Here is a 15744-nt window from a genome sequence, read left to right as displayed (position 1 = left end):
TAATGAAATTAACCCTATTCAAACTTGTGACCAGTGCAGCGCTGGTTTTGGGCCTCAGCGCCTGCCAGGCACCGTCACAAGATCGTACGCAGCATAATGGCGTCAGTGTGCCAGAACCGGACGTGCGCCTGCCGGATTATCTGGCGACCGATTGCCAAAACGTGTGGCAAATCGAAACACCAGCCGCTGCAGGCAATCCGCTTTATTGGCAGCGCGCCATTGATTGCGCCGAGCGCTTATCGCCAGCCGAAGCGCGGGCTGAAGCACGTCGTTGGCCGGTGCAAGGCTGGGCGCGCGCCTTCAAGCAGGGCATCTTACTCGCTAATGGTAACGTCACGCCGGTTGAGCGCCGTGATTTTGTCACCACCTTAGACGGTTACAGCGCGGCTTATCCGGCGGCGGTGCGTCCTCTGCTCCAGCTGTGGCGCAGCAATCAGGCGGCGCAACTGGAGCTGAGTGAAGCACGCGGACGCTATGCTGCTTTGCAGCAGAGTAATGACGCCGAGATGGATAACCTGCGCCAGCAGCAAACCAAAATGCGTCAGTCGCTGGCCGATACCCAACGCAAGTTAGAGCGTTTAACCGATATTGAACGCCAGCTGTCGTCGCGCAAAGCGCCCGACAGCAGCGACACATCGCACGGCGGCAGCGATGTGCAAAGTGAGGATCAGTAACCATGAAACAAGCCGCACGTTTATTGCTGGTGGATGACGATCCGGGCTTATTGAAACTGCTCGGCATGCGCCTGAGCAGTGAAGGCTATCAGGTTGCGACAGCCGCCAGCGGGCCGGAAGCGCTGCGCCATCTGCAGAAAGAGAAAGTAGACCTGGTGATCAGCGATCTGCGCATGGACGAAATGGATGGTCTGGCGCTGTTCGGTGAAGTGCAGAAACGTCATGCGGGCTTGCCGGTGATTATCCTCACCGCGCACGGTTCGATTCCCGAAGCCGTGTCAGCCACGCAACAAGGTGTGTTCAGCTTTCTGACCAAACCGGTCGATCGTGATGCCTTGTATAAAGCGATAGATGAAGCATTGGCCCAGCGCGCGCCGATCAGCGATGACGGCTGGCGCGAAGCGATTGTGACCCGCAATCCGCAGATGCTGCGCTTGCTGGAGCAGTCGCACATGGTGGCGCAATCTGACGTCAGCGTGTTGATCAATGGTCAAAGCGGTACCGGTAAAGAGGTGCTGGCGCAGGCGATTCACGCCGCCAGCCCGCGCGCCACTAAGCCGTTTATCGCCATCAACTGCGGTGCGCTGCCGGAACAACTTTTGGAGTCCGAACTGTTTGGCCACGCTAAAGGCGCCTTTACCGGCGCGGTCAGCGCACGTGAAGGTCTGTTCCAGGCGGCCGAAGGCGGCACGCTGTTTCTCGATGAGATTGGCGACATGCCGCAGGCGCTGCAGGTGAAACTGCTGCGTGTGCTGCAGGAGCGCAAAGTGCGTCCGTTAGGCAGCAACCGCGATTTGGATATCAACGTGCGGATTATTTCCGCGACGCACCGCGACTTGCCCAAAGCGATGGAGAAGAAGAGTTTCCGCGAAGATCTCTACTATCGCCTAAACGTGGTGAACCTGAAAATTCCCGCACTACACGAGCGCGCTGAAGATATTCCGCTGCTGGCGAATCATCTGCTGCGCCAGTCGGCCGATCGCCATAAACCTTTTGTGCGCAGTTTCTCGGTGGATGCGATGAAGCGGCTGGTCAGCGCGGCATGGCCGGGCAATGTGCGCCAGTTGGTCAACGTGATTGAGCAGTGCGTCGCCTTGAGTACCGCGCCGGTGATCAGTGATGCTTTAGTAGAACAGGCGCTGGCGGGCGAAAATACCGCGTTGCCCACTTTCGTCGAAGCGCGTAATCAGTTTGAGCTCAACTATCTGCGTAAATTGCTGCAGATGACCAAAGGAAATGTCACCAACGCTGCGCGTCTGGCTGGACGTAACCGCACTGAATTCTATAAGCTGCTGTCGCGCCATGAATTGGACGCCAGCGAATTTAAAGAGTAGCTTGCTGCGGCAGCGTCAGGAACAATTATACTAACGGTATCCGTCCATCATGGAGGGAGTAAAAAAGGATCTGTCATGAAAAAGATCGATGCAATTATCAAACCATTCAAACTCGATGATGTACGTGAAGCGTTAGCTGAAGTGGGCATCACCGGGATGACGGTCAGTGAAGTGAAAGGCTTTGGTCGTCAGAAAGGCCACACTGAGCTGTATCGTGGCGCTGAGTACATGGTCGATTTTCTGCCAAAAGTGAAAATCGAAATGGTGGTAGGTGACGATATCGTCGATACCTGCGTAGAAACCATTATGAAAACCGCGCAGACCGGCAAAATCGGCGACGGCAAAATCTTTGTCTTTGACGTGGCACGCGTGGTGCGTATCCGTACCGGTGAAGAGGACGAAGAGGCGATTTAAGCCCCTTCGCGCATTGCCTGAAAAGCCTGCCTTGTGCAGGCTTTTTTGTTTTACAGCACCTTGTGCGGACCAAACACTTCGTAGTGGATGCGATCGGCATTGATGCCGGCATCAACCAATTGACGCGCGACAAACTGCATAAACGGCAGCGGACCACAGATCCAGAACTGACGATCGGCCTGGTTTAGCGCGGCGGATACGCTCGCCAAATCCATTAAACCCTGCGCGTCGTAACGTCCGGCATCTGCACTTTCTGGCTGACGATACCAAACGTGGCTGGTGAAGTTTTGCAGGCGTGCGCCAAGGGATTTGACCTCTTCAGCAAATGCATGCTGCGAACCGGCTTCTGCTGCGTGCAGCCAGTTAACCGCCGCCGCATGTTGCTGCTGCGCCAGGTTAGCCAGCATCGCCAGCATGGGGGTTTGGCCGACGCCAGCCGAGATCAGCGTAATCGGCGTGTCAGCTTCAGCCTGCAGGAAGAAATCACCGGCTGGTGCCGCGCACTGCACGATATCGCCCACCTGCGCGTTATCGTGCAGCCAGCCCGACACGCTGCCCAGCGCTTCACGTTTAACCGCGATGCGATAAAACTGCCCATTTGGCAGGTGCGTCAGCGAATACTGGCGATGTTGGATATTTTCAAAGCCTGACGGTTGTAAGCTGATCGCCAGATACTGACCGGGCAGGAAGGTTGCCACCGGCTGACCGTCGTTTGGCACCAGTTCAAAACTCTTGATCACCGCACTTTCCTGATTGATGGCGCGAATACGGAAATCACGCGCACCGCGCCAGCCGCCGGTTTTCTCTTCGGAGGCCGAATAGATGGCTTCTTCACGCTGGATAAACACATCGGCCAGCACGCCATACGCTTTGCCCCACGCGGTCAGCACTTCTTCACCCGGATGTAGCAGCTCATCAATCGTCGCCAGCAGATTTTCACCGACAATCGCGTACTGCTCAGGCTGAATGTTCAGGCTGGCATGCTTCTGCGCAATCTTCTCCACCGCCGGCAACAGCACGGTCAAATTTTCCAGGTTGCTGCCATACGCCACAATGGCGTTGAACAACGCTTCCCGCTGATTGCCGCTGCGCTGATTGTTCATGTTGAACACATTTTTCAGTTCAGGATGTTGCGTCAGTAAACGCTGGTAGAAATGGCCGGTAAGTTGCGGACCGATCTGGGCAATGGCGGGCAAGGTCGATTTGATGGTAGCGATGGTTTGCGCGTCGAGCATGGTGAAATCCTCAGGGTGAATTTAAACATGTATTTTAAATGCATCTTATGAGTAATCGAAGCGCCTGTAAATCCCTCTTTTTGATTAAGGATTAAGCAAAAAAGGTGCGGGCTGGCCCGCAAAGCTGAAATTCTTTCGCGATGAAAGTGAGCAAATTTCGTGATTTTCCGGCTTGCAAAAAAGCGTAAAAAACCCGTTCCAGCGCCATGCCAATCGTTTGCGCAAAAAGAGGGGATTGACGCTACCGTCACCTGTCAAAACCGTTTACACTGTTCGCCTTCGCCCCCTAGCCGGGGCCTAAACTGCCGTTAAAAAGTTAGCTGAGTCAGGAGAGTCCGGATGTTAAAGCTTGATATGAACATTGCCGATTATGATGCCGCGTTGTGGCAGGCTATGGAGCAAGAGAAAGTGCGTCAGGAAGAGCACATTGAACTGATTGCTTCTGAAAACTACACCAGCCCACGCGTAATGCAGGCCCAAGGTTCACAGCTCACCAACAAATATGCCGAAGGCTATCCGGGCAAACGTTATTACGGCGGATGTGAATACGTCGATATCGTTGAGCAGCTGGCGATCGATCGCGCTAAAGAGCTGTTCGGCGCAGATTTCGCTAACGTGCAGCCGCACTCGGGTTCTCAGGCCAACTTCGCGGTTTACACCGCGCTGCTGCAGCCGGGCGACACCATTCTGGGTATGAACCTGGCGCACGGTGGTCACCTGACGCACGGTTCTCCAGTAAACCTGTCCGGTAAGCTGTACAACGTTATCCCTTACGGCATCGATGAAACCGGCAAAATCAACTACGAAGAGCTGGCTGAACTGGCGCAAACCCACAAGCCAAAAATGATCGTCGGCGGCTTCTCTGCTTACTCTGGCGTGTGCGACTGGGCCAAAATGCGTGAAATCGCAGACAGCGTTGGCGCGTACCTGTTCGTTGATATGGCACACGTTGCGGGCCTGATCGCCGCAGACGTTTACCCGAACCCGGTTCCTCATGCACATATCGTGACCTCAACCACCCATAAAACTCTGGCGGGTCCGCGCGGCGGCCTGATCCTGGCGAAAAACGGTGACGAAGATCTGTATAAAAAACTGAACTCCGCGGTGTTCCCGGGCGGTCAGGGCGGTCCTCTGATGCACGTGATCGCTGGTAAAGCGGTGGCGTTCAAAGAAGCGATGGAGCCAGAGTTCAAAACCTATCAGCAGCAAGTTGCTAAGAACGCGAAAGCAATGGTGGAAGTTCTGCTGGAGCGCGGTTACAACATCGTTTCCGGTGGCACTTACAACCACTTGTTCCTGATCGATCTGGTCAGCAAAAACCTGACCGGTAAAGAAGCTGATGCCGCTCTGGGCCGCGCCAACATTACCGTGAATAAAAACAGCGTACCAAACGATCCGAAGAGCCCGTTCGTGACTTCAGGCGTGCGTATTGGTACCCCAGCGGTGACGCGTCGTGGCTTCCAGGAAGCTGACGTTCGCGAGCTGGCTGGCTGGATCGCTGACGTGCTGGACAACATTAACGACGAAGCGACCATCGAACGTACCAAACAGAAAGTGCTGGAAATCTGCAGCCGTCTCCCGGTGTACGCGTAAGTTTTACGCTAGTCGATGCAGTTCAAAAAAGGATGGCGCAAGCCATCCTTTTTTTATTGCCGTCGCGGCAGCGCTCTGACAAAGTAGCGGCCACTCGTGCTGCTCAGCAGCATTTTTGCTGGAGGGAATATGGCAATCGGCTCCGCCAAATGGCTCGGTTTGGGCTACTTCACTTACTTCTTCTGTTACGGCATTTACCTACCTTTCTGGAGCGTGTGGCTAAAAGGCACCGGACTCGATGCGGAAAAAATCGGCCTGCTGCTGGGTTGCGGCATGGTGGCGCGTTTTATCGGCAGCTTGCTGATTGCTTCGCAGGTAAAAAATCCCTCCCAGCTGATCACCGCGCTGCGCCTGCTGGCGCTGATGACCTGCCTGTTCGCCATCGGTTATTGGCTGGGGCAACAATGGATGTGGCTGCTGTTCGTGATGATCGGCTTCAACCTGTTTTTCTCACCGCTGGTGCCGTTAAGTGATGCGCTGGCCGCCACCTGGACGCAGCAAATCGGCCTGACTTATGGCCCGGTTCGTCTCTGGGGTTCGCTGGCGTTTGTCATCAGTTCTGCGTTAACCGGCATGCTGGTCACTGCGTTCTCGTCTCAGGCGATTCTGGTGCTGCTGTCACTGGGCGCGATCAGCATGTTGGGTGGGATGATGTTAACGCCTGCGACTAAGCCGCAGGGCAGTGAACGTCAGACGTCCACCGACGGTGGCTGGCAGGCATGGCGTGATTTGCTGCGTGAAAATGCGGTGTGGCGCTTTATGTTATGCGTGACATTGTTGCAGGGCGCACATGCGGCTTACTACAGCTTTAGCGCGATTTGGTGGCAGGAGAGCGGTTATTCCGCGTCGATTATCGGCTATTTGTGGTCGCTGGGCGTGGTGGCTGAAATCATCATTTTTGCTCTTAGCAGCCGGCTGTTCCGCCGCTGGAGCGCGCGCGATTTGCTGCTGTTATCGGGCGTGTGCGCCATTATCCGCTGGACGATGCTCGGCTCCAGCACCGCCTTGCCGCTACTGATCGTGGCGCAGATTTTGCACTGCGGCAGCTTTACCGTCTGCCATTTAGCGGCGATGCGATTTATTGCCGCGCGCAAAGGTGCGGAAGTGATTCGTCTGCAATCGCTCTACTCGGCGCAGGCCATGGGCGGCGGTATTGCGGTGATGACCATGATTTGCGGTGTGCTGTTTGCTCATCTGCAAGGACATCTGTTCTGGGTGATGGCGTTAGTGGCGCTGCCGGCGCTGTTCCTGCGTCCGCGCGCCGCTTAACTCTCCAGCAACTGGCGAATGCGCTGCTGCTGATGGCTACTCAGCGGCAGCTCAGCCTGGATCAGCGGCGGTGAAAACAGCGGCAACGAAATGGCGTACGGCGTGATCACCAGCGCGATATCGCGCGGCGCGCCTTCACGCTGAAAATGCACGACGTCCTGATAGCTGATGTTAATCGGTAACAATGTCATTTCACGTAACTGCTGCTCCAGCAACTGCTCCAGCGCGGCATCCGCGCCTGTCAGCAGCAGCACCTGCTTTTCCTGCAATGCACTCTCCTGCATCAGCCAGGCACCAAACAATACCGCCACCAAACTCACCTCTTCAGCACTAAAACGCGTGGCAAAATTACGGCTGAAATGCTCAAGCGCGCGCTCCGTGGTGCGCAGCAGGCGCGGGTAGAGTCGTGCGACATCCAACGCCACGCTGTTATCAATGCCGATGGCGAAATGACTGCGATCCAGCGCCTGCGCCAGATGCGTAAAGAGTTGCTGACTGAGTTCGGATCGATTCCTGAAGGTGGTTTGTGCCAGCTGCTCAAAGCGCGTAATCAGCGCTTCCACTGACTGCATCAGCTTTACCGCTTGTGGATGCTCCAGTTGCGTAGCGGTTGGCGCGTGAATCAAGCTAAACAACAGCGTCCAGAAGTCGGTTTCGCTCACATCCGGCGCTATGTGGCAGCGTTTCTGCCAGTGATGAATCACGTCGTCGGCGGCAGCTCGCTCGGCTTTTTCCGCCAGCCATGCGCGTTGCCCGTCATTGAACAGGGCGTTTTGTCGCTGACACAGCGAATACTTCATGAAGATTTGCAGAAACAGGCGGTCGCGTGCACTGAAGTCGCGCGCCAGGCGCAGGCTGCAGTGCTGGATCAGCGCCTGCAGGTTGGTTTCATCCCACAGCGCTTTCTCGATTTTCAGTACTTTCAAGCGCTGACGCAGCACTGGGGCAAAATGCTCGCAGACAAAATCCTGCGACAAACGCAGCGCGCGTCGCAGCCAGTGGATCAGGCACAGCCGCCTGTCCAGTTCCGTCCCATGAATGCGGAAGCTGCCATCGACCATCTGGTGTAGCTCCAGTTGATGGTAACGCTGTATCTCCTCTCCCACATCCGCGATATCCTGTCGGGCGACAACAGGCGCCACGCCATTTAACTGGCAGAGCTTTTCAAGCGTCAACGCGGGAGCGGGCAGAAATAGCAGCAGTAACAGATGACAACGACGCTGGGAGCGGCTGAAGAGTGGTGCAGAGGAAGGTGCAGAACTCATCAATGGTTTATCCGCAGGTCACTTTTGAGCTAAGAATAGCTAACTCCACGCGGTAACCTTGCACTTTGTCGTGACTTTTGTTCAGAGCTTTAGGGCGGGTCACAATTTTTCTGGACCACTCTACACTTCACTCTAAAATTGTTACTTTATAACACATGAAAATTGCACTCATTACGTTTACGCTGTTGTTCAGCACCGCAGCCTGGTCACATCCGCACAGCTTTATTGATATGAAAACCGAGTTCATCAGTGACAACCAACATCTTAGCGGCATGAAAATGGTGTGGACCATGGATGAGATTACCTCTGCCGATCTGCTGTACGACGCAGGTAAGGCCAAACCTGGCGATGTGGTATGGAAAAAGCTGGCGGCGCAGGTGATGGCCAACGTGCTTGGGCAACACTATTTCACCGAAGTGTGGCAGGACAAAAATCGGGTCAAGTTCCTCAATTTGCCGAAAGAGTACAACTTATCGCGTAACGGCAACAAAGCGGTGCTGGAGTTCATCGTGCCGTTTGGCGAGCCACAGTTATTAAGTGCGAAGCAGTATCGCATTCAGACCTTTGATCCCAGTTATTTCGTTGATATGTATTACGATAATCCACAGGCATTAACCATGGACGACACCGTTAAATCCCATTGCCAAATCGAACTGCACACGCCGAAACCGGATGACTCGCTGAAACAATATGCGCTATCGCTGGATAAAGCCGATGCGCCGCCGGAGGATATGGATCTTGGCCAGCAATTCGCCCAAACGGTAACGCTGACATGTCATTGATTTCGCTGCCTTCTCGCTCACGTCGTTTATGGCCGCTGTGGCTGATGGCGGCATTATTACTGCTTGCTGGCGTACTGCTGTGGCAGCACTGGTCGCAGATTTTGCTGCAAAGCGTGCTGTGGCAAAAAGTCCTGAATCGCGAGATGACGCAGCTGTTGCAACAGGTCGCTGAACAACCGCAGCAAGCGGGCGTGACGCTGATGCTGTTTAGCCTCGCATATGGCGTATTGCATGCGCTGGGTCCGGGACACGGCAAAGTGGTGATCACCACCTTCCTCGCCACTCATCCGGCAAAGTTGAAAACCAGCATGAAACTGACGCTATTGGCGGCTTTGCTGCAAGGCGGCGTGGCGATTGGTTTGGTGACGCTGATGCTGGTGGTGCTGCAAACCTCGTCGCGCCAGATGCATCTCGGCAGTTACTGGCTGGAGAAGGGTAGTTATCTGCTCGTTGTCGCGCTGGGTGTTTGGGTCGGTTGGCGTGCACTACGATCGCTGCGCCAGCAACTGCGCCGTCAGCCAAAGCTGCAGATTCACGCTATTCGTCCTACACATCAGCATGATGAACACTGCGGCTGCGGTCATGCGCATCTGCCCAGCGCCGCACAGATGGATCAGGCGGTTAGCGCTAAAACGCAGGCGCTGGTGGTGTTTTCCATGGGGCTGCGGCCCTGTTCCGGTGCCATCATGATGCTGCTGTTTGCCAAAGTGATCGGAGTTTATGCGTGGGGCGTTGCCTCTGCCGTGGCGATGGCGGTGGGCACGGCGTTGACAGTTTCGGCGCTCGGCTTGTTAGTGCAGCGTTCCCGTGTGCTGGCGCAACGTTTAGGACAGGCTGGCGGCAGCCATCCTTCGGCTAAGTTGTTTATGCCGTTGCTCGCATTATTGGGCAGCGCGTTGTTAATCGTTGCGGGCGTTGCATTATGGCAAAGTGCTTCGCCGGGCATTGGCGGCGGAATTCGTCCTTTCATGTAGTCTAAAAAATAATAAACGCAGCGGTAATAGTATCGTCTGCGTTTAAATCGTTATCCGCCTCATATAATTAAATCTCATCCCTGTACTAATCTGGTGGAAATAGCGTTCACCGACTACGCTAATTGTTACCAGTCAGGCTTCTGGTCCATTCAGTAACAATAATTATTTATCGTAATATTTTGCGAGGAAAAAACGATGCCTGAAACCCGGATTAATAATGGCGGTGTAGAAACTGTTCATGAAAATCATGTCGGTTTGCCGTTGAAGCGTATTTCCTGGAGCGCGGTATTTGCAGGCGTTATCGCTGCGCTAATCATCCATATTTTATTAGGTATATTAGGCACGGCAATTGGTGCGACCACCATCGATCCGCAGCAGGAACAAAACCCACTCCAGCATTTGGGAACTGGCGCGTTAATCTGGACAGGCGTGAGTATGCTGATCGCCATGGCCGTGGGTAGCTACGTTGCGGGACGTCTGGCGCAGCGCGAAGGGGCGATGCACGGCTTACTGATGTTTGGCGTCAGCACCATTCTCACGCTGTGGCTGGCGATTACCTTAGCCACTGGAATTATTGGTGGAGCCTTTAATATTTTAGGCGCTGGGGTTAATGCGGTTGGCAGTGGAATTTCCGCTGCGGCGCCTTCACTCACCAATATGGCAAAAGAGAAGCTGCAGGAAAGTAATATCAATTTAGATGATTTAAAAAATGAATTGCAAACTACGTTGCGTCAAACCGGCAAGTCAGAATTACAACCTGAGAATCTGCAAAAGGATGTAAATAACGAAGCCAATAATGCGCAAAATCAAGCGGAACAAACCGCACAAAATCCACAGAATGCTGACAATGATCTGGCTAATTGGTTGAAAGGCGTTATGAATCGTCATTCAGATACATTGCAGGCTGCCGATCGTGATGCGCTGAAAAATATTATTAAAGCGCGTACCGGTAAAAGCGATCAGGAAGTTGAGCAGATTGTGACGAAGACTGAAGAGAGCTACAAAAAAGCCGTACAGCAATATCAGCAGTTGAAACAGCAGGCGGAGCAGAAAGCGCGTGAAGTGGCTGAGCAAGCCGCTGCCGCAACGGCGAAAGCAAGCTGGTTCACCTTCTTTATGCTGGTGATTGAAGCGGTACTGGCGGCCTTGATGGGTCGCGTAGGACGCAAGACGCAACCGCGTCAGGTATTAAGTCACGAACGTCGGTAAATAAAAAAGGCGGCTGATTCAGCCGCCTTCTCTCATTTAGCGCTTCAGCGCTTCACTCAATTCTTCACGCATCGATGCCAGCATCGCTTTCACTACGCGTGGGTTACCCGCAACGATGTTACCTGACATCACGTAACCGTGGTTGCCGGTAAAGTCAGTCACCAGGCCACCCGCTTCACGAACCAGCAGTTCGCCCGCGGCGAAATCCCACGGCTTCAGGCCAATCTCGAAGAAACCATCAACGCGACCCGCTGCGGTGTAAGCCAGATCCAGCGCCGCTGAACCGGTGCGACGGAAATCGGCACACTGAGTAAACAGTTTGCCAACGATGTTGATGTATGGCGTTGCGTGCTGTTTCAACTTGAACGGGAAGCCGGTAGCCAGAATGGTGCCATCCAGATCGCGAGCCGTGCTGCCGCGCAGGCGATAGCCGTTCAGCTGTGCGCCCTGACCGCGTACGGCGGTGAAGAGTTCATTACGCATTGGATCGTAAACCACAGCCACTTCGGTGCGGCCTTTGATGCGCACAGCGATAGATACTGAGAAGTGTGGAAGACGTTTAATGAAGTTGGTGGTGCCATCCAGCGGATCGATTACCCATTGAATATCCTGATCTTCGCCCGCCAGTTCACCGCTTTCTTCGGTGATGATGGTGTGTTTCGGGTACGATTTACGAATTACTTCGATAATCAGACGTTCTGCGTCACGGTCAACATTGGTAACGAAGTCGTTGCTGCCTTTCTGGCTAGCTTCAACTGCGTCCGGGGTTTCATAATTCTTGGCAATTAAATTTCCGGCCTTGCGCGCTGCGCGCACGGCGATGTTGAGCATCGGATGCATCGGTATCTCTCGCTGGATGTTAAAGAACGGGGAAAACGGCGCGGAGTATATCAGCGTGTTCAGCAAATGTCCTCTTTTTATGTTAGGATGCGCGCCATCATTTCCCTGACCGCCTCTAATTATGCTGCAGAATATCCGAATCGTACTGGTAGAAACCTCGCACACTGGCAACATGGGCTCCGTCGCACGCGCGATGAAAACCATGGGCTTAACCAACCTTTATCTGGTCAATCCGCTGGTGAAACCGGATTCACAGGCCATTTCCCTCGCCGCCGGTGCCAGCGATGTCATTGGTAATGCGCGCATTGTCGATACCATGGATGAAGCCATTGCCGGCTGTAGTTTGGTGGTTGGCACCAGCGCACGTTCACGTTCACTGCCGTGGCCAATGTTGGATTCACGTGAGTGCGGCATTAAAAGCGTGGAAGAGGGCCAGCAGGCGCCGGTTGCATTAGTGTTTGGCCGCGAGCGAGTCGGCCTGACCAACGAAGAGTTGCAGAAGTGTCACTATCACGTCGCGATTCAGGCCAATCCGGAATACAGCTCACTGAATCTGGCGATGGCGGTGCAGATTATCGCTTACGAAGTGCGCATGGCCTGGCTGAACGCGCAGGAAAAAGCCGCGCCGACGGAACAAGCTGTCGAGTCACCGTATCCGCTGGTTGACGATCTCGAGCGCTTCTATCAGCACATCGAGCAGATGATGCTGAACAGCGGCTTTATCCGTGAAGGTACGCCAAGCCAGGTGATGAGCAAGCTGCGTCGTTTATATACGCGTGCGCGTCCGGAACGCGACGAACTGAACATCCTACGCGGCATGATGGCATCGTTCGAAAAGCGCAAAGGTAATGTGGATAATAGTTGAGTAAAACACTTGGTTAAATAGTTGAGCAAATTACTAGGTTAAATAGTTGACCGTTTTACTCAGGAATGTCAGACTGCATCCAATTCATCAGATAACCCGCCGATAACCGGACGGACGCTTACGAGGTTGTATGCTATGAGACTGACATCCAAAGGACGTTATGCCGTAACCGCTATGCTGGACGTTGCACTGCACTCCAATGAGGGCCCTGTGCCGCTAGCTGATATTTCTGAGCGTCAGGGCATCTCGTTGTCCTATCTGGAGCAGTTATTCTCACGTCTGCGTAAGCACGGCTTGGTTGCCAGCGTTCGTGGTCCAGGTGGCGGTTATCTGTTAGGTAAAGATTCAAGCGCGATTGCTGTGGGCGCGGTGATTACCGCCGTTGACGAATCTGTCGATGCCACCAAATGCCAGGGCAAAGAAGGCTGCCAGGGCGGCGAGCGTTGCCTGACCCACGTTTTGTGGCGTGACCTGAGTGAGCGCATTAGCGATTTCCTCAACAACATCACGCTGGCGGAACTGGTGAATAATCAGGAAATCCTCGAAGTGGCCGATCGTCAGAACACGGTCGATAATCGCCGCTTCCAGCAGCATCGTGTGCAAGAAACCATCAACGTTAATCTGCGCGCTTAATCTATTCTGGCTCGGCCTTTCCTGTTAACTCAGGATGGGCCGATTCGTGCTATAAAGACGTATGATTTTTTATACGGAGTTTTAGCGCAATGAAATTACCGATTTACCTGGATTACGCAGCTACTACGCCTGCGGATCCGCGTGTCGCCACCAAAATGATGCAGTTCCTCACGATGGATGGCACTTTCGGTAACCCCGCGTCCCGTTCCCACCGTTTTGGCTGGCAGGCTGAAGAAGCCGTTGATGTGGCTCGCAATCAGATTGCGGAGTTGGTCAACGCCGATCCGCGTGAAATCGTCTTTACCTCCGGCGCTACCGAAGCGGACAACCTTGCCATTAAAGGTGCCGCACAATGCCATCAGGCGCGCGGCAAGCACATTATTACCAGCCAAACCGAACACAAAGCAGTGCTCGACAGTTGCCAGCAACTGGCGCACGAAGGCTTTGATGTCACCTTCTTACAGCCGGGCAGCGACGGTATCGTCACGCCGCAGATGCTCGAATCTGCACTGCGCGACGACACGGTGCTGGTGTCGCTGATGCACGTCAATAATGAAACCGGTGTGATTCAGGATATCGCCGCACTCGGCGCGCTGTGCCGTGCGCGTGACATCCTGTTCCACGTTGATGCCACGCAAAGCGTCGGCAAACTGTCGATTGATGTCACTGAACTGCCGGTGGATTTGATGTCCTTCTCGGCGCATAAACTGTATGGACCGAAAGGCATCGGCGCGCTGTGGGTGCGTCGTAAACCGCGTCTGCAAATTGATGCGCAGATGCACGGTGGCGGCCACGAGCGCGGCATGCGTTCGGGCACTTTACCGGTGCATCAGATTGTCGGCATGGGCGAAGCCTACCGCATTGCGCGCGAAGAGATGAGCAGCGAAATGGCGCGTCTGGCCGAGTTGCGCCAGCGTCTGTGGCGCGGCATTAGTCAACTGGGTAACGTGAACCTGAACGGTTCGCTGGAGCAGGGCGCTCCGAACATCCTCAATATCAGTTTTGCCCACGTCGATGGCGAATCGCTGATTATGGCGCTGAAAGATTTGGCGCTGTCATCCGGTTCCGCCTGTACCTCGGCCAGTCTCGAACCTTCCTATGTGCTGCGCGCGATGGGCGTTGAGCAGGAGCTGGCACACAGCTCGCTGCGTTTTTCGCTCGGACGCTTCACCAGCGCAGAGGAAATTGAGTACGCTATCGAGCTGGTTAACAAAGCGGTAACGCGTTTGCGGGCGCTCTCGCCTGCAACAAACGCCCGCTAATTCATGCACCCCTTGCGCCGGTTCTGGCGCAAGGTGACACCTAACGCAAACGGAGCCACGCGATGACAACACAACCGATGATAATTACGCTCAGCTCCCAGGCCGCCGACGCGCGCTGGGGTGATAAAGCGCTGCTGAGCAGTAACGAAAGTGGCATGACCATTCACCTGACTGGCGCAGATGCGCTGATGAGCATCCAGCGCGCGGGTCGCAAGCTGGACGGTCAGGGCATTCGTCACGTCTCACTGCAGGGCGAAGGCTGGGATTTAGAGAAGTGCTGGGCATTCTGGCAAGGCTATCGCAGCCCGAAAGGCAAACGTCAGGTCGAATGGCCGGAATTCAATGAGGCCGATCAGGCTGAATTTGCGCGTCGTCTGAAGATTGTCGATTGGGTGCGCGACACCATTAACCTGCCGGCGGAAGATCTTAGTCCAGAGCAGCTGGCGCATAACGCGGTTGATCTGATCAATGAAGTGGGCGGCAAAGCGGTGAGCTATCGCATCACCAAAGGCGACGATCTGCGCGAGCAGGGTTATGCCGGCATTCACACCGTGGGCCGTGGTTCAACGCGCGCGCCGGTATTGCTGGCGCTGGATTACAACCCAGGCGGCGATGAAAGTGCGCCGGTTTATGCTTGTCTGGTCGGTAAAGGTATCACCTTCGATACCGGCGGTTACAGCCTGAAGCAAAGCGCCTTCATGGACTCGATGAAGTCCGATATGGGCGGCGCGGCAACCTTGACCGGCGCACTGGCGCTGGCGATTTCGCGCGGTCTGAACAAGCGCGTGAAACTGTATCTGTGCTGCGCCGACAACATGGTCAGCGGCAACGCATTCCGCCTGGGCGACATCATTCGCTATCGCAACGGTAAAACCGTGGAAGTGATGAATACTGATGCGGAAGGTCGCCTGGTATTGGCCGATGGCCTGATCGATGCCAGCGAGCAGAATCCTGAACTGCTGATCGATGCGGCAACGCTGACCGGCGCGGCGAAAACCGCCTTGGGCAACGATTACCACGCGCTGTTTACCTTTGACGATGTGCTGGCGGAATCGCTGCTCGGCAGTGCGACCGGCGAAAACGAAGCCTTCTGGCGCTTGCCGCTGGCCGAGTTCCATCGCAGCCATCTGCCTTCGAACTTTGCCGATCTGAATAACATCGCCAGCCCGTCACACGCGGCAGGTGCGAGCAGCGCGGCGGCGTTCCTGTCGCATTTTGTCAGCAAATATCAGCAAGGCTGGCTGCACATTGACTGCTCCGCGACGTATCGCAAAGGCGCGGTGGATCAGTGGTCCGCTGGTGCGACCGGTTTGGGTGTGCGCACTGTCGCCAATCTGTTACTAAAATAGTCCTCATCACGGCAGGCGTAAGCTTGCCGTCTTTTTTGGAATACGA

15 protein-coding genes are annotated in these 15744 nt (G+C 54.8%); 12 read left to right on the top strand and 3 right to left on the bottom strand.

All coding sequences use genetic code 11. The features are described from left to right. Window positions 1-2: 2 nt before the first annotated feature. From qseG to glnB, 3 genes are all read left to right on the top strand, one after another. Window positions 3-674 (top strand): two-component system QseEF-associated lipoprotein QseG, encoded by a 672-nt coding sequence (gene qseG, locus NR302_RS14200; RefSeq protein ID WP_258143767.1) that lies wholly within the window; start codon window positions 3-5, stop codon window positions 672-674. A 2-nt stretch (window positions 675-676) separates the two neighbouring features. After that, on the top strand, window positions 677-2008 hold the full coding sequence (gene glrR / locus NR302_RS14195; protein ID WP_008101491.1) for a two-component system response regulator GlrR: 1332 nt from the start codon (window positions 677-679) through the stop codon (window positions 2006-2008). Between the two features lie 75 nt (window positions 2009-2083). Further along, a complete protein-coding gene (gene glnB / locus NR302_RS14190; RefSeq protein WP_007886217.1) occupies window positions 2084-2422 on the top strand; it encodes a nitrogen regulatory protein P-II in 339 nt (112 codons plus the stop codon). Window positions 2423-2472: 50 nt separating this feature from the next. On the opposite strand, the gene hmpA is transcribed toward glnB, so the two are convergent. Continuing rightward, a complete protein-coding gene (gene hmpA / locus NR302_RS14185; protein ID WP_258143766.1) occupies window positions 2473-3657 on the bottom strand; it encodes an NO-inducible flavohemoprotein in 1185 nt (394 codons plus the stop codon). A gap of 339 nt (window positions 3658-3996) precedes the next feature. Between hmpA and glyA the strand changes: the two genes are divergently transcribed. Both glyA and NR302_RS14175 read left to right on the top strand, forming a co-directional pair. Then, window positions 3997-5250 carry a serine hydroxymethyltransferase gene (gene glyA / locus NR302_RS14180; RefSeq protein WP_258143765.1) on the top strand — a complete coding sequence of 418 codons (1254 nt, stop codon included), beginning with the start codon at window positions 3997-3999 and terminating at the stop codon, window positions 5248-5250. 129 nt (window positions 5251-5379) lie between these two features. After that, window positions 5380-6519, top strand: coding sequence for a 3-phenylpropionate MFS transporter (locus NR302_RS14175; RefSeq protein ID WP_258143764.1), 1140 nt, complete (start codon window positions 5380-5382; stop codon window positions 6517-6519). On the opposite strand, the gene csiE is transcribed toward NR302_RS14175, so the two are convergent. Continuing rightward, window positions 6516-7784, bottom strand: coding sequence for a stationary phase inducible protein CsiE (csiE, locus tag NR302_RS14170; protein WP_258143763.1), 1269 nt, complete (start codon window positions 7782-7784; stop codon window positions 6516-6518). The genes NR302_RS14175 and csiE overlap by 4 nt on opposite strands. A 155-nt stretch (window positions 7785-7939) precedes the next feature. On the opposite strand from csiE, the gene NR302_RS14165 reads away from it, so the two are divergent. From NR302_RS14165 to NR302_RS14155, 3 genes are all read left to right on the top strand, one after another. Then, the gene (locus NR302_RS14165; protein WP_061717983.1) at window positions 7940-8566 is read left to right on the top strand and encodes a DUF1007 family protein; all 627 of its coding nucleotides are present in this window, start codon (window positions 7940-7942) and stop codon (window positions 8564-8566) included. Beyond that, window positions 8557-9540, top strand: coding sequence for a nickel/cobalt transporter (locus NR302_RS14160; RefSeq protein ID WP_258143762.1), 984 nt, complete (start codon window positions 8557-8559; stop codon window positions 9538-9540). Before NR302_RS14165 ends, NR302_RS14160 begins: the two co-directional genes overlap by 10 nt. A gap of 195 nt (window positions 9541-9735) precedes the next feature. Beyond that, window positions 9736-10749 (top strand): MFS transporter, encoded by a 1014-nt coding sequence (locus NR302_RS14155; protein WP_061717979.1) that lies wholly within the window; start codon window positions 9736-9738, stop codon window positions 10747-10749. A 36-nt stretch (window positions 10750-10785) separates the two neighbouring features. On the opposite strand, the gene suhB is transcribed toward NR302_RS14155, so the two are convergent. Then, entirely contained in the window at window positions 10786-11589 is an 804-nt protein-coding gene (gene suhB, locus NR302_RS14150) for an inositol-1-monophosphatase (RefSeq protein ID WP_008108283.1), read from the bottom strand. A gap of 121 nt (window positions 11590-11710) precedes the next feature. Between suhB and trmJ the strand changes: the two genes are divergently transcribed. From trmJ to pepB, 4 genes are all read left to right on the top strand, one after another. Further along, a complete protein-coding gene (gene trmJ, locus NR302_RS14145; RefSeq protein WP_258143761.1) occupies window positions 11711-12454 on the top strand; it encodes a tRNA (cytosine(32)/uridine(32)-2'-O)-methyltransferase TrmJ in 744 nt (247 codons plus the stop codon). A gap of 135 nt (window positions 12455-12589) precedes the next feature. Then, window positions 12590-13087, top strand: coding sequence for a Fe-S cluster assembly transcriptional regulator IscR (gene iscR, locus NR302_RS14140; RefSeq protein ID WP_008108287.1), 498 nt, complete (start codon window positions 12590-12592; stop codon window positions 13085-13087). A gap of 89 nt (window positions 13088-13176) precedes the next feature. Next, window positions 13177-14349, top strand: a complete 1173-nt coding sequence (locus NR302_RS14135) for an IscS subfamily cysteine desulfurase (protein WP_258143760.1) — start codon at window positions 13177-13179, stop codon at window positions 14347-14349. Window positions 14350-14411: 62 nt separating this feature from the next. After that, on the top strand, window positions 14412-15698 hold the full coding sequence (gene pepB, locus NR302_RS14130; protein WP_154181611.1) for an aminopeptidase PepB: 1287 nt from the start codon (window positions 14412-14414) through the stop codon (window positions 15696-15698). The last annotated feature ends 46 nt before the right edge of the window (window positions 15699-15744 follow it).

The sequence above is a fragment of the Pantoea sp. SOD02 genome, assembly GCF_024707505.1.
Lineage (GTDB): Bacteria > Pseudomonadota > Gammaproteobacteria > Enterobacterales > Enterobacteriaceae > Pantoea > Pantoea symbiotica.
This window is presented reverse-complemented; position numbering and strand designations above follow the sequence as displayed.